The following is a 17,709-nucleotide window of genomic DNA, read 5'->3' as shown; positions in this document are numbered from 1 at the left end:
GATACATTGGCGTCATGCTAGCGCATTTCCGATAATGTCACTTCCTACCTGCCACTGATCGAGACGGTCCATGACCTCCTCCACTGCTACCTTGAGTCGCGGCCTGATTCTGCTGATGGCTACCGCCACCGGCCTCGCCGTGGCCAGCAACTACTACGCGCAACCCCTGCTGCACAGCATCGCCGAGCATTTCGGCCTGACCACCGCCAGCGCCGGGGCTATCGTCATCGCCGCGCAGTTGAGCTATGGCGCCGGTCTGCTGTTGTTGGCACCGCTGGGCGACCTGTTCGAACAGCGTCGGCTGATCGTCAGCATGATCGCCATCAGCACCTTGGGCCTGTTGATAAGTGCCTTCTCGCCAAGCCTGGTCTGGCTATTGCTGGGCACTACCCTGACCGGGTTGTTCTCGGTCGTGGCCCAGATACTGGTGCCGATGGCTGCCGGCTTGAGCGACCCGGGCCAACGCGGCCGGGTGGTGGGTACGCTGATGAGCGGCTTGCTGCTGGGCATTCTGCTGGCCCGCACTGCCGCAGGCTTCATGGCTGAACTGGGCGGCTGGCGCAGCATCTATCTGCTGGCGGCAGCGTTGATGGCGGTGTGTGCCATTGCCCTGGCGCGTGCCCTGCCGGAACGCCACCAACATGCGGGACTCCGCTATCCGGCGCTGATCGGTTCGGTGTTTCGCTTGTTCGTCGATGAGCCGGTACTGCGCCTGCGTTCCTTGCTCGGACTGCTGAGCTTCAGCCTGTTTGCGCTGTTCTGGACGCCGCTGGCATTTCTGCTGTCGGCCGAGCCCTATCAGTACTCGGATGCGGTCATCGGCCTGTTCGGATTGGCCGGTGCCGCCGGTGCTCTGTCAGCCAATTGGGCTGGTCGCCTGGCTGATCGCGGCAAGGGTTCGCTGGGCACCACCGTCGGCTTGCTGGCCCTGCTGCTGTCGTGGATTCCGCTGGGTTTCGCCCAATCGTCGCTGGTGGCGCTGCTGATCGGCGTGCTGCTGCTCGACCTGGCCGTGCAGCTGGTCCATGTCAGCAACCAGAACGCCGTGATTGCCCTGCGCCCGGAAGCGCGCAACCGCCTGAACGCTGGCTACATCACCTGCTACTTCATCGGTGGCGCGCTCGGTTCGCTGCTTGGCACCCAGCTGTTCCAGGCCTATGGCTGGAACGGCATCGTCCTCGCCGGCCTGGCCATCGGCAGTCTGGCCCTGCTGGTCTGGGGCCTTGCCGAACGTCAGCGCAGCCTGCGCGCGCGGACGGCCTAACGGCGAACGAAAGCTTCATCGACCTTGGCCAGGTGTTCTTCGCGCAAGGTGCCAGCGTAGTAATGCAGCTTGATCCAGGCCAGCAAGTAGTCATAGCGGGCCTGGGCCAGGTCGCGCCGGGTGGTCGCCAACTGCTGCTCGGCATTGAGCACATCCAGATTGACCCGCTCCCCACCCAGTACGCTCTGGCGGGTCGACAGCACCAGCGCCTGGGCCGAGCTCAGCGCCCGTTCATAGGCACGCAGGCGGCTGGCACCGGACTGGCAGGCGTTGTACTGATGACGCAGCTCGATCAGGGTACTGCGGGTATTGCCATCGAGTTCGTACTCGGCCTGTTCGAGGTTGCGACTGGCCTGACGGGTCGACGCCGACACACCACCACCGGCAAACAACGGCACGCTGACTTCCAGGCCGATGGTGTTGGTGGTGTAGCGCTGGTTATAGGTGTTGCCACTGTCCGACTCCATGCGCCGCGAGGTGGCATAGGCCGTGACCTTGGGGAAATGTCCGGCACGATTGCGCTGCACTTCATACTGAGCCACTTCCAGGGCCTGACGCTGAGAGGCCAGCTGCGGGTTATTGGCCAGCGCCAGCTGATGCCAGGCTTCAAAACTTCCCGGTTGCAAGGTGAGTAAGGAAAAACCGTCGTTGAGCGGCGCCAGCTCATCGATCAGCGCCGACGGTTCCCCCATCAGTGCACCCAGTTCACGCAGGGCCGCATCCTGATCATTGCGCGCCTGGATCTCCTCGGCATCGGCCAGCTCGTAACGGGCCTGGGCTTCGAGGATGTCGGTGCGAGTGCCCTCCCCTTGCTGGAACAGTTGCTGGTTCTGCTGGAACTGTTGCTGGTAAGCCTGTTTGCTGGCCACGCTGATGCCGATCTGATCCTCGGCGAACAATGCCTGGGTATAACTGGTCATCACCCGCACCAGCAGTTCCTGACTCTTGTCGCGAAACGCCTCGTCGGCAAACAGCGCCTGGGCCACGCCCTTGCGATAACTGGCGTAGGCCTCGTAATCAAACAGCGGCTGTTGAAGGATGAAGCTGGAACCATAGCTGTCGTAGTGCCGGTCCTCGCTTTCGCGCCGCGAGTCGCCCAGATAGCTGGCCTCGGAATCGTTGCGCCCCTTGTTGTAGTTGTACGACAGGCTGGGCAACAGCCCGGCACGGCCAATGGCGCGGTATTCCTGCCCGGAGTCGCGGGCTTTGAGCGCACCGAGAAACACCGGATCCTTGCGCAAGGCCTGCTCGTAGACCTGAAACGGTCCCATGACCTGAGCAGCAGTGGCCTGTACAGCGCCGGTCATTGTCAGGGCGAGCGCCGCCAACAGCCCGGTCATCAAGCTTTTCATTCGGCGGCTTCCTATTGTTCGGTCAAGGCTGTACCCGCCCGGTCGAGCAGGGGTTTGAACAGGTAGTTGAGCAACGAGCGCTCACCGGTGCGCACAAACAGTTCCGCCGGCATGCCCGGCCTGATCACCAGACCGTTGAGACGGGCCAGGGCGTGCTCACTGACGGTGCTGCGCAACACGTAGTAAGGCTGGCCGGTCTTGTCGTCGAGCAACTGGTCGGCGGAAATCAGCGCCACTTCACCCGAGACCCGCGGCGTACTGTTCTGGTTGAAGGCGGTGAAAAGGATATCCACAGGCAACTGCACCGCGACTTTATCCACAAGGTTGACCGGCAACCGGCCTTCGACCTCAAGCGCCGTGCCCTGGGGCACAACTTCGAGCAGGGTTTCACCGGCTCGCACCACCGCGCCTTCAGTGTGCACCCCGAGGTTGACGGCGATACCGTCGGCAGGCGCGAGGATTTCACTGTGCTGCAGGTCGAAGCCGGCGGAGGTCAGTTGCTGCTCCAGGGTCACGCTCTTGAGCTGGGCTTCGGCCAACTGGCTGCGTACTTCTTTTTGATACTCCTCGCGGCGCTGCTGCAGGTTCAGCCGCGACTCGACAATACCCTGCTCCAGACGCGCGCTGTCGCCGCTGTTCTGCGCCAGGTCACGCTGCACCTGCGACAACTGGCGTTGGTATTCCAGCAGGCGATTGCGCGGAATGTAGCCCTGACTGGCCAAAGGCTTGAGGTTCTCCAGCTGTTCACGCAGGGAATCGGCCTGCGCCTGCAAGTCCCCCCTGGCCCTGCGCATACCCGCCAGTTGCGCCACGGCGCCGTCGATACTCGCCGTCAGCCCGGCCTGCTCACGGGACTGGGCCTCTCGGCGGCTGCTGAACAGTTGCCGCTGGCTTTCCAGCACCAGGCTCAACTGCGCATCAGGGGTATGGCTCAACTGTGCAGGAAACGCGACTTGACTCAGGTTATCGCGCTCACTCTGCCACCGCGCCAGGCTCGCCCAGGCCAACTGGTACTGGGCTTGCAGCGATTGCACATCGGCCTGCACCTGAGTCCGGTCGAGGCGGAACAACGGCTGCCCCTGTTTGACGCTCTGCCCTTCACTGACCAGGATGCGGCTGACCACACCACCGGTCAGCGATTGCACCGCCTTGCGCTTGCCCGAAACCACCACCGTGCCCTGCACGGAAATCCCCTGGTCCAGTGGCGCCAGTGCTGCCCAGGCAATAAAGCCGCCGAACCCGACCAGCGTCAGCAACCATCCCAGTCGTACGTAAAAGCGTGCGTCACGGCCTTTAATGGCCGTCCCGAGCGCGACCTGACTCATACGCCACCTCCTGCGCCGATCACCGCATTCGCCGCCGGGGCCTGGCGCTGCGCCTGCTCCTGGGCCCGGCTGAGCGCTTGCATAACCTCCTGGGCAGGCCCAAAGGCCTGCAGCCGTCCGTCACTGAGTACCAGCAGCTTGTCGGCCTGGGCCAGGGCTGCGGAGCGATGGGTTACCAGGATCACCGTGCGGCCCTGGGCTTTCATCTGTGCAATGGCCGTGGCCAGGGCTGCTTCGCCACTGGTGTCGAGGTTGGAATTCGGCTCATCGAGGATGATCAGGCTTGGACTGCCATACAGCGCCCGCGCCAGGGCTATACGTTGTTTCTGCCCGCCAGACAGGTCGCCGCCGTCCTCGCCAAGTCGCGTGTCATAGCCGTGCGGCAAACGCAGAATCAGCTCGTGCACACCGGCCTGGCGAGCGGCTTCGACTACCTTGAGGCCATCGAGCTCGGCGAAGCGGGCGATGTTCTCGGCAATACTGCCACGCAGCAACTCGATGTTCTGCGGCAGATAGCCGATATGCGGCCCCAGCGCCTCGCGGTCCCAACGGTGCAGGTCGGCGCCGTCCAGACGCACGGTTCCGGCCAGGGTCGGCCAGACGCCGACAAGCACCTTGGCCAGGGTCGACTTGCCAGAACCGGAGGTGCCCAGAACCCCCAACACTTCACCGGCGGCCAGATTGAAACTGACCTGTTGCAAGGTCGCCACACGCTTGCCGGGTGGGCCGGCGCTGACCTGTTCGACGCTCAGGCGTCCTGTCGGGGTGGGTAGCGCCATGGGCAGCGCAGGTTCGGGGAAATCACGCAGCAGGCCATCCAGTCGCTGGTACGCCAGGTGCGCCCCGCTCCATTGCTTCCACACCGCAATCAACTGGTCGATGGGGCTCAGCACCCGGCCCATGAGGATGGAGCCTGCGATCATCATGCCCGGGGTCATCTGCCCCTCAATCACCAGCAACGCCCCCAGGCCCAGCACCAGTGATTGCAGGCACAGGCGCAAGGTCTTGCTGACCGCGGTGATCACCGCCGAGGTGTCACTGGCCTGATTCTGCAGGTCGAGAAAACGTTCGTGCAGGGAGAACCAGCGCTTGCGCAACGTGCCGAGCATGCCCATCGCCTGAATGCTCTCGGCGTTATGCAAATGGCTGCCGGCAAGATGGCTGGACTGCTGTTGAAAACCACTGGCTTGCACCAGGGGCTTGTGCGTCAGTCGCTCGTTGAGGACCGCCAGGACGATCAGCAACAGCGCTCCTGCGCAGGCCATGACCCCGAGCCAGACGTTGAAGAGAAAAATCACCGCCAGGTAGATGGGAAACCAGGGCGCATCGAAAAAGGCGAACAATGCCGGCCCAGTGACAAATTGCCTCAGTTGAGTCAGGTCATTGAGTGATTGCGCGGCCTGGCCATCACCTTGACGCAAGTTGCGTTCAAAGGCCGCACGGTACACGTTGAGGTTGAAGCCTTGTTCCAATTGGTTGCCGACGCGGATAACAATAAAACTTCGGATCGCTTCCAGCACACCGATAAAGATGAAGAAGCCGACGACCATCAACGTCAACATCCACAAGGTCGTTTCATTTTGCGACGACAGCACCCGATCATAGACTTGCAACATATAGATTGAGGGTACCAGCATGAGGATATTGATCAGCGCGGTAAAACAACCGACGCTAATCAATATCGGCTTGTAGCGGGCCAGCGCCATCCATAACGGGGCACTGGCCTTGTTATTCGACCTGTTCATTGTCCGCCTTTCTATCCCTGAAAAATCGGCACTTACTTACACGGATTTATTCTTTACTCTTACGCTCCAGCAAGAGTGTGATTCCAGCAGGCGTTGTCCATTTGTACACGTTTGGCCGGTAACGATTGAAGTGCACCACCGCACTGCCGTCACTGCCCATCAATGCCAGCGTATCGGGCGTCACCAGCCAGCCACTGGCGGGCTTGCCGATCAATTGCTGCAAGCATTGAAGGTCGCCCTCCAGAACGGTTTCCGGCGCACGCAACTGCAGCTGACACGCCGTGGCCTGTTGGTTTTCAGCATAAAGTTCCCAGTCACCGGCCAATTGCGCGGGATTGGGCAGTAGCAGGCTGCTCGCCATACCAACCTCTGTGATCAACATCATTGATACCGCGCCGAGCGCGACCATGGGTTTGCGTAACATCATCCACCTGCCTTGCTCAAGAACAAAGAGCAGCGCCGAAGCGCTGCTCCCTGGGGGTTGGCAATCAGACCACGATATCCGTGGCGACGGCCTGGCCGACGGTGGTCACGAGGAAATCAGACAGGCTGTTGCCGCTGAGGTCGATGGCCAGGCTACCGAGGTTGCTTGCCTGGTCGAAGTTCAGCACTGCTTCGCCAGCCTGCCCGGTGAAGGCATCGACAAATTGCAGCGGCAGCTTGTTGACCGCAAAGGCGGCAATCGCCGACAGGTCGATCTTGTCCTGGCCACTGACAAAATCCATGATCCGGTCAGGCTCACTCGGGGCCGAATCGCTGCTGGCAGCGAAGACGAAGGTGTCGGAACCGGCACCGCCCCAGAGTTGGTCACCGCCACCGGCGCCATAGATGATGTCGTTGCCGGCACCGCCCTTGAGCACGTTGGCCACCGCGTTACCGATCAGCAGGTCGTTGCCCGAACCGCCGATGGCATTCTCCACGGTGACACCCTTGGCAATGGAAATATTGCCAACCATGCCGCCGACGTCGGAGAACGAGGCTTCATTGAGGTTAATCTTCTGATTCTGGGTAAAACCGGAGAAGTCCAGAGTGTCGTTGCCACCACCGTCCCACACGGCGAAAACAACCTTCGACGATGCCGAAGTAGCCGAGTAGAAATCACGCTCGGCGGTGGAATTGAAACCGTACACGGTATCACTGGAGCGGGTGGCGTAGTTGGCGCCGTAGAGCTTCTGGATGGCAGCGATGTCGTCCACCAGCGGTGCCGAGGCGTACACCTGCACGCCGCCCTTGGTAAAGTTCTGGCTGGTGTTGCTCTCGCTCCAGTAACTCATGACGCTGTAGCCACGGGTGTCCTGACCGTAGGAAGCATCGGCGTAGGTTGGGTAGCCTTCCCCGGCGTTGTAGTCGCCCGGGTGAGACAGGCCCAGCACATGGCCGATCTCATGGGTCAGGGTCTGACGGCCGTAGTTGCCGTTCTGCGGATTGATGTTGGCCTGGTACTGGTTGTTGATCAGGTACCAGGACTCGCCCATGTTCGAACCGGGACCGTAGAACGGCAGGTAGGCAAACGCCGCACCACCGGTACTGCCGTCGCTGTAGTTGCCGAAGGTCATGTGACCGTCGCCGCCTGAGGCCGCTTCCCTGAAGGTCACTTTGGCCACATCGGCCCAGGACTCCATGGACAGCTTGGCCTGCGCCTTCTGCTGACCCGAGAAGGCGCTGAACGCGCCCAGGCCCTGGCCGTAGAAATCGGACGGGGCCTTGGTCAGAAAGGTGTAGGTCAGGCTGATGGTGCCGTCCTTGTTCTGGTCTTTCCAGGCCGCGCCGTCGCGCAGCAGCTGGGTAGCCGCCTGATCGACCGAGAACGAAGGTTTGCCATTGACTGTCGCATTGCCGCCGCGATCATACTGATGGCCGAAGCTATTGATCAGACCGAACGCGGTACTTGCCCCTTGAGGTTGCAATACAGAGCCGGCAGAAAAAATAGCGCTTTCTTTGACTTTCGACATACAGACACTTCCTTGTTTACAAAAAAGCAGTTGTTGTCCGACAGGACGCTCCCGCGGCGAGATCGTCCTATCACTCGCCTAGTTGAGGCGCAAGAAAACTGACACAATCGCAAATGAACTGTCCAGCTTTTTTTGACGCCATTTTTTCAATGCTGTTAATTAGCCAATGATTATTGCGGGAAGAACCCAGCGCTAACGGACTAAAACTAATTTGCGCAAATTACGATATATCTATCGCAACAAAAAACCTTGCCATAAACGAAAGATGACTGGTCGGTTTTAGTTGCAAATTCGAACTTTTATTATATTAAAGCGACAACCGCTTAATTCCTTTCGATCTGATCCGCAAGGAAACTACTTATCTGCGACAGCGCGACCCTCCGTCGCCTGTCGATTGACTTGTAGCAATCTCGGGTCTTCAGTAGGGAGTGGTCAAACAGCCCCTTCTATCTGGATGCCACTATGACAAGACTCACGGTTCAGTCCGGCGATTTCTTGCAGGGTGAAGGCGAGTACCGCAACGGATCGCTCACTCTCAAGACCTGCCGCAGCCCTTCCCCCGGCGAGAGAATCGCCCTTACCCGCATCAGTGAACTGATTGTCGCCAATCAGGAATCCAGTCGCAGCCTCAGCAGTGCCTTGGGTTGGGGCATGGCCGGCGCTCTGGTGGCAGGCCCAGTGGGCCTGATTGCCGGATTCTGGCTGGGCGGCAAGGAAGAAGAGGTGACCTTCCTGGCCACCTTCAAGGATGGTCGTAAGCTGATGGCAATCACCGACAAAAAGACCTGGTCAAAGCTCAACGGCCACTGGCGCCGCCACACGCAGCCGGCCGCCAATCGCTGAATCGCCGCCAGGCTCGCTCGTTCCATCCTTTGTAACCCTGCACGAAACAGGGGCACCGGGATCCGGCCGCCCCTGCTAAGATGCGCGCCCGTCTGCCCGGCGCAATACCGGCAGGCCCTGTGTAACTCATTGGACTTACGCCCCCTCTGGACCGCGACCGAACCCTGACGGCGCGTCTGCTGCATGCCTTCAAGGAGCTTTCTGCATGACCCTGCCCCGCCCTCGCCTGCCCTTGAGCCTGCTCGGCTTGAGCCTGGCCCTGCCTGCCTGTCAGAGCCTGGCTCAGGACAGCATCATCCTGGCCCCGGTAAAAGTCTCCGAGGTCTACAGCGAGGGCTACCAGGTACAAGAAGCGGCGGTGGCCGGTTTTGCTCCGGCCCCGCTGCTCGATACCCCGGCATCGGTAGCCGTGTTCAGCGAGCAACTGCTGGCAGATCGGCAGGTACGCAAGCTCAGCGAAGTGCTGCAAAGCGACGCCTCGGTGGGCGAAAGCTATGCGCCGATCGGCTACTACGAAAACTTCAATGTGCGCGGCTTCGAACTCAATGCCGCCAGCAGCTACAAGATCAACGGCCAGACCATCGCCGGCGAACAGAACGTGGCGCTGGAGAACAAGCAGCAGGTCGAGTTGCTCAAGGGCTTGTCCGGATTGCAGAGCGGCGTTGCCGAACCTGGCGGGCTGATCAATTACGTGACCAAGCGCCCAGAGGATGTACGCTCGGTGACCGTATCGAGCAACGAGCAAGGTGAACGCTACATCGCCACCGACCTCGGCGGCTGGTTCGGCAGTGAACGCCAGTTCGGCCTGCGTGCCAACATCGCCCATGAGGACATCCGTTCCTATGTCGACCATGCCGACGGCAAGCGTGACTTCGCTGCCCTGGCCTTCGACTGGCAGATCAACCCCGATGCCCTGTTGCAACTGGATGCCGAGTACCAGCAACGCGAACAGCGCTCCGTGCCGGGTTATCAACTGCTCGGCGGCACCAACCTGCCCCATGACATCAACCCGCATGATCGCCTGGCCTACCAGCAATGGGCAAATCCGGTGAGCATCGACTCGCTGAACCTGGGCGGGCGCTTCGAGTATCGTTTTAGCGACAACTGGACCGGCACGCTTAGCGCCTCGCGCAGCAAAGTGGTGATCGACGATTACAGTGCCTTTGCCTGGGGATCGAGCGAGGGGCCGTATTTCAGCGGCGCAGGCGACTACGACATCTATGACTACCGCAGCCCCGACGATACCCGCCGCACCGATGAAGCCCAGGCTGCGCTCAATGGTCGCTTCGACGCCATGGGCCTGGGTCACGAACTGACGGTAGGCGCCAGCGCCCAGCGCCGCACGCAGGACCTGCGCCCCTATTTCAACGAATGGATCGGCAGCGGCAACATCTACCAACCGACGCCGGTACTGCCACCCTCCGATAAAGCCATCGGCTCCAGCACCCGCCGCCTGGACAGTCGTCAGTACGGCTTGTTTGCCAGTGACCGGATCAGCTTCAACGAACAATGGCAGACCGTGCTGGGTGCACGCCTGGTACGCCTGGACGAAAAAACCTTCGACGAAACCGGTAACCCTGGCCGCCATACCCGCGACTACCAACTGCTGCCCAACGCCGCATTGATCTACAAGCCGCGCCCGGACATCTCCCTGTACACCAGTTATAGCAAGGGTATTTCTTCCGGCGGAACCGCGCCCTGGTTCGCCACCAACAGCGCCGAAATCCTCGCCCCCACCCTGTCGCATCAACTGGAAGTCGGCATCAAGCGCGACTGGCAGCGCCTGAGCCTGAGCGCGGCATTGTTCCAGCTGCGTCAGGCCTACCAGTACTCGCGCCCGGACGGCGCGGGCGAGTTCACCTATGTACAGCAAGGCCAGCAGAAGAACATCGGCCTGGAACTGGGCGCCAGCGGCTGGCTGACCGAGCGCCTGCAGATCAACGCCAGCGCCGCGGCCATCCGCGCGCGGGTGAAGAACAGCGGCACTGCTGACTATGAGGATCACCAGGCACTCAACGTGCCGAACTTCCGTGCTGCGCTACAAGCTGATTACAGCCTGCCGATTACCGGCCTGGCCCTGCTCGGCGGCGCGCGCTACAGCGCCAGCAAATACGCCAACCAGGCGGGCACGGTGGAAGTCGGCAGCTATGCCGTGTTCGACCTGGGCAGCCGTTACAGCACAAGGATCGGTGGCTACGACACGACACTGCGGCTGATGGTCGATAACGTTTTCGACAAGCGTTACTGGCGTGATGCCGGGGAGTATCTGGGCGATGGCTATCTGTTCCAGGGCGCACCGAGGACTGCGCGGGTGTCGGCTTCTGTGAGCTTCTGAAAGAACTGTAGGAGCGGATTCATCCGCGATGGCCTGCATAGCAGGCCCATTTTGGGGGCCGCTACGCGCCCCATCGCGGATAAATCCGCTCCTACAGGGAAATGCAAAAAGCCCCCGACCTTGTTCAGATCGGGGGCTTTTCTAAATGTGGCGGTGAAGAAGGGATTCGAACCCTTGATACAGTTTCCTGTATACACACTTTCCAGGCGTGCTCCTTCAGCCACTCGGACACTTCACCGTTTCTCTTCAAGCTGTTCAGCCTGTCGAGGCTGCGCTAATGTAGTCGAAAGAGGTTCTGATGGCAAAGGTTTTTTTCAGAATTTTCATGCGCTTAAGCCAGTCCACCGAAAAACCCGGGGGCACAGGGCAAAGTCGCCAATCTCTGGAGTGCTTCGGCAGCCCCTGATCCTCCACCCCCGACATGCACGGAAAAGCCGCCCAAGGCTGACCGGCCAGTCAGTCACAGCGCTTTACCTCCCTGCCCGGCGTGAGTAACGTCTGCCTCACTCTCCCTTTAGGAACTGTGTCATGAGTGAGCTGATTACCTACCACCTCGAAGACGGCATCGCGACCCTGACCCTGAACAACGGCAAGGTCAACGCCATCTCACCAGACGTCATTGCCGCGTTCAATGCTGCGCTGGATCAGGCCGTGACGGATCGTGCCGTAGTCATCATCACCGGCCAGCCGGGCATTCTCTCCGGTGGCTACGACCTCAAGGTGATGACCGCCGGCCCGAAGGAAGCGGTCAGCCTGGTCACCGCCGGCTCCACCCTGGCCCGGCGCATGCTGGCGCACCCGTTCCCGATCATTGTCGCCTGCCCGGGTCATGCCGTGGCCAAGGGTGCCTTCCTGCTGCTGTCGGCCGACTATCGTATTGGTGTCGAAGGCCCTTTCAGCATCGGCCTGAACGAAGTGCAGATCGGTATGACCATGCACCACGCCGGTATCGAGCTGGCCCGTGACCGCCTGCGCCGCTCGGCCTTCCATCGCTCGGTGATCAATGCCGAAATGTTCGACCCGATCAGCGCCGTGGATGCCGGCTTCCTCGACAAAGTGGTTCCAGTCGAACAACTGCAGGAAACCGCGCTGGCAGCGGCGCGTCAGTTGAAGAAGATCAACATGAACGCGCACAAACACACCAAGCTCAAAGTGCGCAAGGCGCTGCTCGAGACCCTCGACGACGCAATCATCCGCGACCAGGAACACCTCGGCTGACCCCTACCAAGGCCTGATTGCGTTTGCTTACACAATCAGGCCGCCACGACCGCATTGAGCGTTTGCCCGCGCAAGTGCACACCCGTACACTGCGCCGCGTTTGCCTATGTGAGTCGTATGATGCTTTTTCTTGCCCGCATGTTCCTGTTGGGACTGCATTTTGTTCTGATCGGTATTGTCGGTGTATTAATCGGCTTGTGTCGGCCATTCAACCCGGACAACAGCCGCATTTATGCGCGCCTGTACGGGCTACCCGCCACCTGGCTGATGCGCCTGGATGTCAAAGCCGAGGTCGGTCCGTTGTTCGACCAGCCGCCGGGTTGCGTGATCATTGCCAATCACCAGTCCAACCATGACCTGTTTGTCCTCGGTCACGTGGTGCCGCCGCGTACCGTGTGCATTGGCAAAAAAAGCCTGAAGTGGGTTCCCCTGTTCGGCCAGCTGTTCTGGCTCGGCGGCAATGTGCTGATTGATCGCGGCAACTCCTACCATGCACGCCGCGCCATGCAGACCACCACGCGTACCTTGCGCGAAGACGACACCTCGATCTGGGTGTTCCCGGAAGGCACGCGCAATCCCGACGAACAACTGATCCCGTTCAAGAAAGGCGCCTTCCACATGGCTGTCGAAGCCGGTGTGCCGATTGTGCCGGTGTGTGTCAGCCGCTACGCCCGGCGCCTGCGTCTGAACAGCTGGCGTCGCAGCAAGGTGATCATCCGCTCGCTGCCGCCCATTGCCACCAGCGGCCTGACCCAGCAGGACGTACCGGCCCTGGCCGAGCAATGCCGGATCCAGATGCAACGCTGCATCGACTTGATGGAAGCTGAACTGCAGCACGCCTGAACGGTTGCTCAATTCTGTGTGTCAGACCAAGCTACGGGCACGGTCATCAGAAGAAGCGAACCACCATGGGACGAGTCGTTGCGGCGGCGGTGTACAGCGCCGGCAGAAAAGTCACCAATATCAGTATCGATGAAGGCAGCGAGTGGGCCAGCAAACCCGGGCATTTCGTCTGGATAGGGCTGGAAGAGCCCAATGCCCAGGAGCTGGCCAACCTGCAACGCCAGTTCAGCCTGCATGAACTGGCCATTGAAGATGCCCTGGAAAAACACAGCCGGCCGAAGCTGGAAACCTTCGGCGACGCGCTGTTCATCGTCACTTATTCGCCGGTGCGCCATGAAGGCAAACTGGAGTTCATCGAAACCCACATCTTCGCCGGCAACGGCTACATCATCACCTGCCGCAATGGCCACTCGAAATCCTACGCCCTGGTCCGCCAGCGCTGCGAAGCGCGACCGCTGCTGCTGGAGCATGGCGAGGACTTCGTGCTGTACGCCCTGCTCGACTTCGTCACCGAAAACTATCAGCCCATCGGCGAAGCCATCCACGGCGAGATCGAAGAACTGGAACAGACCGTGCTCAGCAGCTCGCTCCAGGAAGACGATATCCGCCGCCTGCACAGCCTGCGCCGCGACATATTGCGTCTGCGCCGCTATGTGGCGCCGATGGTCGAGGTCAGCGAAGAACTGCAACGCCTGACCTTCCCGTTTATCGACAAGAACATGCGCCCGTACTTTCGTGATGTGCAGATTCACGTGACTCGGCAGATGGAAGACTTGGCCGGGATCCGCGACATCGCCAGCCAGACCATCGAGATCGGCATGCTGCTGGAGTCATCGCGGCAGAGTATCGTGCAGCGCAAGTTCGCCGCCTGGGCGGCGATCCTGGCGTTCCCCACCGCAGTGGCGGGCATCTACGGAATGAACTTTCAGAACATGCCGGAGCTGACCTGGCACTACGGTTACTTCGCCGTGCTCGGCGGGATTGTCGCAGGCTGCACGGCGCTGTTTGCCAGCTTCAAGCGCTCAGGCTGGCTTTAGCGATCTGCTGGTGTGCGACAAAGCGCATCATCCACTCGCCGACCATGCCACCCTGGTGCTCTTCGACCAGGCTGGCCACGGCTTTCTGGTAGACCTCCTGACCCAGGCTCTGCTGGCGCAGGTCGAGCAGCGCACGGGAGTAGTCGTGGACGAACTCAGGGTGGCCCTGGAAGCACAGCACCTGATCGGCGATGTGGTAGGCCGCGTAAGGGCAGAAATCGCTGGAGGCGATCACCGTAGCGTTTGCAGGCAGTTCGGTAACCTGATCCTGGTGGCTGATCAATAAGGTCAGCTCGGACACTGTAGGGTCCATCCAGGGCGCCTTGGCAGCCAGTTGATAGCGATGTACACCCACGCCCCAGCCCTGCGACGAGCGTTCAGTCTTGCCGCCCAGCACCAAAGCCAGCACCTGATGGCCGAAACACACACCCAACAACTTGTCGCCGCGATTGTAGCGTTCGAGCAAATAGCCCTTGAGGGTCTCGATCCACGGATCAGTCCCGAAGGAGTCGGCTTTGCTGCCCGTCACCAGGTAGGCGTCGAACACCTGGTCATCGGCGGGATAGTCGCCGTTCATCACGTTGTACACGTCAAACTCGGCGGCGATCGGTTGACTGGCGAACAGCTGCTCGAACATCCGTCCGTAGCCCTGATACTGCCCGATCAGCTCGGGTCGCAGGACGTCGGTTTCCAGGATGCAGATGCGTAGCGACATAAAAATAGTCCTGAACGACAAAGGCGGGATTGCCCCCTAGAGCCTGCCCCGAATAAGGCGTGCAAGCAAGTATGATGCACTGACGAACGGTCACCCCAAGTGGATCCAGGTGCAGAACCATTGCAAGTGTCTAGCAAGGGGAATAGTTACCAGATGGCATAAGGCCTCATAGCCAAAAAACACAAATATTTATATTGAAAGACCAAAGCGATCTAAAACACGGGTAACGTTGACCCTAAGGTTAGAGGTATACCCATTAGCAAAGGTTCGCGTCTGAACGTCAAACCGCGTTACCCATGTTTGCCGGATCGACGACAAGGAAGCCATTGGGCACTCAGGAATAACAACAAAAAGGCGGTCAGCCATGTTCAAACAACACAAAGTACGTCAAGCCGGACTCATTCTCTTTGCCACCACCCTGCTGTTGATTCTGCCGAACCTGTCACGCCTGTTTGGCTAATCCTCACTATGGCCCACTATGGCCCTGCGCAGGTACTCTGCCAGCCCTGACTGCTGGAGACTACTCATGAGCCATTGCCTGACCCTGTGTTTGCTCCTGCTCTGCCTGCCTTTGCAGGCGGCGCAATTGACGCTGGAACTGGGCAATGGCAGCCGTCACTGGCAAAGCGCGGAACTGCTCGCTCATCCCAAGGCGCAGGACATCCAGATCGATAACGACGTCTCCTACAAGCGAACCATGCACTACCGTGCCGTGCCCCTATCCGTATTGCTCGAAGGCATCTCGCCGGAAGATCACCTGCAAGCCGTAGCCGATGACGGTTTTGCCGCCGAAATGCCAGCGGCGCCCTTGCTCAAGGACGGTCCGGCACGGGCCTGGCTGGCAGTCGAAGACCCGGACAAACCCTGGCCACCACTAGGCGCAGGCAAGCACAGCGCGGGTCCGTTCTACCTGGTCTGGACCGCTCCCGCAAGCGCAGGTATCAGCCCGGAACAGTGGCCCTTCCAGGTCGCCAGCATTCGCCGCCTGGCACCAGTCGCCGTACGTTTTCCGGCCCTTCTTCCGGCGGCGCAGCTGGCCAGTGACGACCCTGTCAACCTGGGCTTTGCCCTGTTCCAGAAAAACTGCCTGGCCTGCCACCGCCTCAATGGCGCAGGCGACGCCCAATTCGGCCCGGACCTGAACCTGCCGCACAACCCTACCGAATACTTCCAGCCCGCCTTCCTGCGCAGCTACATCCGCGATCCGCAGAGCCTGCGCCAGTGGCCGCAGGCAAAAATGCCCGGGTTCACCAGCACCGTGCTCAGCGACCCGGAGCTCGATGCCCTGCTCGCTTACCTAGCCCACATGGCCACACGCAAACAGCCCTGATGCTCACTGTTGTTGAGCGGTAAAGCTCGGCGTCACCAGCACCTTGGCGTGCATTTGCTCGAAACCGCCGCCCCGGCGCATGCCGCGCACCGGGCAGGCATCCAGGTAGTCCAGGCCAACTGCAAGCTTCAGGTGGCGCTCCGGTCTGGCCAACTGATTGGTCACATCGAAGCTGTACCAGGCATCGTCCAGCCAGGCTTCGGCCCAGGCATGGCTGGCCATCTGCTGGCTTTGACTGTCGAACAGGTAACCCGAGACATAACGCGCTGGCACCCCCAGGCTACGCACACACGCCAGGAAGGCATGGGTATGGTCCTGACACACCCCGGCGCCCCCGGCAAACGCCTGAGCGGCGCTGGTGTCCACCGCTGTGCTGCCGGGCCTGTAGGCCATGCGCTGATTGAGCGCGTTCATCAGTTCGATCAGTGCCGAGCGATCGCGACGCTTACGGCATTGCTGGCTGGCAAAAGCGCGCAAGGCCTCATCGGCCTCGGTCAGGCGGGTAAAGCGCAAAAACGGCAGCGCTGACTGCGCTTCGTGCTCGGCTTCACGGGATTCGTCGATCTCCACCAGGCCGCGCGCACTGATGACCAGGTCCGAGTGTGGCTCGTCCAGGCTCAAGACGTGGAGGATGTTGCCAAACGGGTCCAGTTGCGCACGCACCGGGCGCGGCAAGTCCAGCTGCCAGGCCAGTACCTGCTGGCGCTCGCTGTCATGGGGGGTCAGGCGCAGGTACTGGATGCTGGCACGAACCTGATCTTCATAGTGGTAGGCGGTTTCATGGCTAATGGTCAGTCTCATACGGCCTCCAGGTAAGCGCTTTGGATGGCGTTGCCCAACTGGCGCACCAGCGGGATGTAGTGGGTCAACCAGGGGTGCAGGCCTTCGGCGAGGATCTCGTCGATGCCGGTGTAGCGCAGCCGCGCATCCACTTCGGCGGCAAGGCGCTGGGCCGCCCTACCGTTGCTGCCCGGCAGGCTGGCGAGAATCTGGTCGATCTCTTCGGTGCAGGCGCGTAGCGAGCGCGGCACATCGGCGCGTAACAGCAACAGCTCAGCCACATGGCGGGCGGCCGGCGCGTCGCGATAGATCTCGGTGTAGGCCTCGAACGAGGACAATGCCCGCAGCAAGGCACTCCACTGGTAGTAACCGCGGGCCGAACTGTCGCTGACCGCTTCCGCCTCGTCGCCGAGCATTTCGTAGCGCGCATCGAGCAGGCGCAGGGTGTTGTCGGCGCGTTCGATGAAGGTGCCCAGGCGAATAAAGCGAAACGCATCGTTGCGCATGATGGTGCCGTAGGTGGCGCCGCGAAACAGGTGTGAACGTTCCTTGATCCACTCACAGAAGCGGCTCATGCCGTAACGACCCAGCCCCTGCTCGGCAATGCCACGGATTTCCAGCCAGGTGGCGTTGATGTTTTCCCACATGTCGGCGGTGATTCGCCCACGCACCGCATGCGCACTGGCACGCGCTGCGCCCAGGCAACTGTAGATACTCGCCGGGTTGTCCGGGTCGAGGGCAAAAAAGTGCAACAGGCGCTCGGCATGCAACTGGCCGTGGCGCTCCAGATAGTCGTCCAGGGTGCCGGTGATCAGCAGCGGCATGGCCATTTCATCCAGGCCATCGCCACGACCGTCCTGGGGCATCAGTGACAGCGAGTAACTGACGTCGAGCATCCGCGCAAGGTTTTCCGCACGCTCCAGATAGCGCGACATCCAGTACAAATCAGAGGCAGTTCTACTCAACATGG

Annotated in this window: 15 protein-coding genes and 1 tRNA gene; 7 read left to right on the top strand and 9 right to left on the bottom strand. The window is 60.9% G+C overall.

The features are described from left to right. The first annotated feature begins 70 nt into the window (after positions 1 to 70). Complete coding sequence (locus tag ACO6VD_RS01050; RefSeq protein ID WP_422416416.1) at positions 71 to 1,264, top strand: MFS transporter; 1,194 nt, start codon at positions 71 to 73, stop codon at positions 1,262 to 1,264. Here the strand turns inward: ACO6VD_RS01050 and ACO6VD_RS01045 are convergent. From ACO6VD_RS01045 to ACO6VD_RS01025, 5 genes are all read right to left on the bottom strand, one after another. Then, positions 1,261 to 2,571 (bottom strand): TolC family outer membrane protein, encoded by a 1,311-nt coding sequence (locus ACO6VD_RS01045; protein WP_422416455.1) that lies wholly within the window; start codon positions 2,569 to 2,571, stop codon positions 1,261 to 1,263. The genes ACO6VD_RS01050 and ACO6VD_RS01045 overlap by 4 nt on opposite strands. A gap of 56 nt (positions 2,572 to 2,627) precedes the next feature. After that, entirely contained in the window at positions 2,628 to 3,941 is a 1,314-nt protein-coding gene (locus ACO6VD_RS01040) for an HlyD family type I secretion periplasmic adaptor subunit (protein WP_422416415.1), read from the bottom strand. After that, positions 3,938 to 5,686 carry a type I secretion system permease/ATPase gene (locus ACO6VD_RS01035; RefSeq protein WP_422416413.1) on the bottom strand — a complete coding sequence of 583 codons (1,749 nt, stop codon included), beginning with the start codon at positions 5,684 to 5,686 and terminating at the stop codon, positions 3,938 to 3,940. The genes ACO6VD_RS01040 and ACO6VD_RS01035 overlap by 4 nt, the downstream gene beginning before the upstream one ends. A 46-nt stretch (positions 5,687 to 5,732) precedes the next feature. Then, positions 5,733 to 6,113, bottom strand: coding sequence for an AprI/Inh family metalloprotease inhibitor (locus ACO6VD_RS01030; protein WP_422416412.1), 381 nt, complete (start codon positions 6,111 to 6,113; stop codon positions 5,733 to 5,735). A 61-nt stretch (positions 6,114 to 6,174) separates the two neighbouring features. After that, positions 6,175 to 7,638 carry a serralysin family metalloprotease gene (locus ACO6VD_RS01025; protein WP_422416410.1) on the bottom strand — a complete coding sequence of 488 codons (1,464 nt, stop codon included), beginning with the start codon at positions 7,636 to 7,638 and terminating at the stop codon, positions 6,175 to 6,177. Positions 7,639 to 8,100: 462 nt separating this feature from the next. On the opposite strand from ACO6VD_RS01025, the gene ACO6VD_RS01020 reads away from it, so the two are divergent. Both ACO6VD_RS01020 and ACO6VD_RS01015 read left to right on the top strand, forming a co-directional pair. After that, positions 8,101 to 8,481, top strand: a complete 381-nt coding sequence (locus tag ACO6VD_RS01020; protein WP_422416409.1) for a hypothetical protein — start codon at positions 8,101 to 8,103, stop codon at positions 8,479 to 8,481. Positions 8,482 to 8,686: 205 nt separating this feature from the next. Continuing rightward, the gene (locus ACO6VD_RS01015) at positions 8,687 to 10,816 is read left to right on the top strand and encodes a TonB-dependent siderophore receptor (RefSeq protein ID WP_422416407.1); all 2,130 of its coding nucleotides are present in this window, start codon (positions 8,687 to 8,689) and stop codon (positions 10,814 to 10,816) included. A gap of 148 nt (positions 10,817 to 10,964) precedes the next feature. On the opposite strand, the gene ACO6VD_RS01010 is transcribed toward ACO6VD_RS01015, so the two are convergent. Then, positions 10,965 to 11,054, bottom strand: a tRNA-Ser gene (locus ACO6VD_RS01010). A gap of 290 nt (positions 11,055 to 11,344) precedes the next feature. Here ACO6VD_RS01010 and ACO6VD_RS01005 point away from each other — a divergent pair. From ACO6VD_RS01005 to ACO6VD_RS00995, 3 genes are all read left to right on the top strand, one after another. Beyond that, on the top strand, positions 11,345 to 12,034 hold the full coding sequence (locus ACO6VD_RS01005; protein ID WP_422416405.1) for a crotonase/enoyl-CoA hydratase family protein: 690 nt from the start codon (positions 11,345 to 11,347) through the stop codon (positions 12,032 to 12,034). A gap of 120 nt (positions 12,035 to 12,154) precedes the next feature. Continuing rightward, on the top strand, positions 12,155 to 12,877 hold the full coding sequence (locus ACO6VD_RS01000) for a lysophospholipid acyltransferase family protein (protein ID WP_400172466.1): 723 nt from the start codon (positions 12,155 to 12,157) through the stop codon (positions 12,875 to 12,877). Positions 12,878 to 12,942: 65 nt separating this feature from the next. Next, complete coding sequence (locus ACO6VD_RS00995; protein ID WP_422416403.1) at positions 12,943 to 13,914, top strand: magnesium and cobalt transport protein CorA; 972 nt, start codon at positions 12,943 to 12,945, stop codon at positions 13,912 to 13,914. Here ACO6VD_RS00995 and ACO6VD_RS00990 read toward each other — a convergent pair. Next, positions 13,892 to 14,629 carry an amidotransferase gene (locus ACO6VD_RS00990; protein ID WP_422416401.1) on the bottom strand — a complete coding sequence of 246 codons (738 nt, stop codon included), beginning with the start codon at positions 14,627 to 14,629 and terminating at the stop codon, positions 13,892 to 13,894. The genes ACO6VD_RS00995 and ACO6VD_RS00990 overlap by 23 nt on opposite strands. Positions 14,630 to 15,155: 526 nt before the next feature. Between ACO6VD_RS00990 and ACO6VD_RS00985 the strand changes: the two genes are divergently transcribed. Next, positions 15,156 to 15,959: a c-type cytochrome gene (locus tag ACO6VD_RS00985; protein ID WP_422416399.1), complete on the top strand. Its 804-nt coding sequence runs from the start codon at positions 15,156 to 15,158 to the stop codon at positions 15,957 to 15,959. A 3-nt stretch (positions 15,960 to 15,962) separates the two neighbouring features. Here the strand turns inward: ACO6VD_RS00985 and ACO6VD_RS00980 are convergent, their stop codons facing one another. Further along, the gene (locus tag ACO6VD_RS00980; protein ID WP_422416397.1) at positions 15,963 to 16,760 is read right to left on the bottom strand and encodes a transglutaminase family protein; all 798 of its coding nucleotides are present in this window, start codon (positions 16,758 to 16,760) and stop codon (positions 15,963 to 15,965) included. Further along, positions 16,757 to 17,707 carry an alpha-E domain-containing protein gene (locus ACO6VD_RS00975; RefSeq protein WP_400172449.1) on the bottom strand — a complete coding sequence of 317 codons (951 nt, stop codon included), beginning with the start codon at positions 17,705 to 17,707 and terminating at the stop codon, positions 16,757 to 16,759. The genes ACO6VD_RS00980 and ACO6VD_RS00975 overlap by 4 nt, the downstream gene beginning before the upstream one ends. Positions 17,708 to 17,709: the final 2 nt, after the last annotated feature.

It is taken from the genome of Pseudomonas sp. GZD-222, from assembly GCF_049310525.1.
Classification (GTDB): Bacteria; Pseudomonadota; Gammaproteobacteria; order Pseudomonadales; family Pseudomonadaceae; genus Aquipseudomonas.
This window is presented reverse-complemented; position numbering and strand designations above follow the sequence as displayed.

Coding starts and splice junctions, on each gene's coding strand:
- ACO6VD_RS01050 (WP_422416416.1), top strand. CDS start 71: ATGACCTCCTCCACTGCTACCTTGAGTCGCGGCCTGATTCTGCTGATG.
- ACO6VD_RS01045 (WP_422416455.1), bottom strand. CDS start 2,571: ATGACCGGCGCTGTACAGGCCACTGCTGCTCAGGTCATGGGACCGTTT.
- ACO6VD_RS01040 (WP_422416415.1), bottom strand. CDS start 3,941: ATGAGTCAGGTCGCGCTCGGGACGGCCATTAAAGGCCGTGACGCACGC.
- ACO6VD_RS01035 (WP_422416413.1), bottom strand. CDS start 5,686: ATGAACAGGTCGAATAACAAGGCCAGTGCCCCGTTATGGATGGCGCTG.
- ACO6VD_RS01030 (WP_422416412.1), bottom strand. CDS start 6,113: ATGATGTTACGCAAACCCATGGTCGCGCTCGGCGCGGTATCAATGATG.
- ACO6VD_RS01025 (WP_422416410.1), bottom strand. CDS start 7,638: ATGTCGAAAGTCAAAGAAAGCGCTATTTTTTCTGCCGGCTCTGTATTG.
- ACO6VD_RS01020 (WP_422416409.1), top strand. CDS start 8,101: ATGACAAGACTCACGGTTCAGTCCGGCGATTTCTTGCAGGGTGAAGGC.
- ACO6VD_RS01015 (WP_422416407.1), top strand. CDS start 8,687: ATGACCCTGCCCCGCCCTCGCCTGCCCTTGAGCCTGCTCGGCTTGAGC.
- ACO6VD_RS01005 (WP_422416405.1), top strand. CDS start 11,345: ATGAGTGAGCTGATTACCTACCACCTCGAAGACGGCATCGCGACCCTG.
- ACO6VD_RS01000 (WP_400172466.1), top strand. CDS start 12,155: ATGCTTTTTCTTGCCCGCATGTTCCTGTTGGGACTGCATTTTGTTCTG.
- ACO6VD_RS00995 (WP_422416403.1), top strand. CDS start 12,943: ATGGGACGAGTCGTTGCGGCGGCGGTGTACAGCGCCGGCAGAAAAGTC.
- ACO6VD_RS00990 (WP_422416401.1), bottom strand. CDS start 14,629: ATGTCGCTACGCATCTGCATCCTGGAAACCGACGTCCTGCGACCCGAG.
- ACO6VD_RS00985 (WP_422416399.1), top strand. CDS start 15,156: ATGAGCCATTGCCTGACCCTGTGTTTGCTCCTGCTCTGCCTGCCTTTG.
- ACO6VD_RS00980 (WP_422416397.1), bottom strand. CDS start 16,760: ATGAGACTGACCATTAGCCATGAAACCGCCTACCACTATGAAGATCAG.
- ACO6VD_RS00975 (WP_400172449.1), bottom strand. CDS start 17,707: ATGTTGAGTAGAACTGCCTCTGATTTGTACTGGATGTCGCGCTATCTG.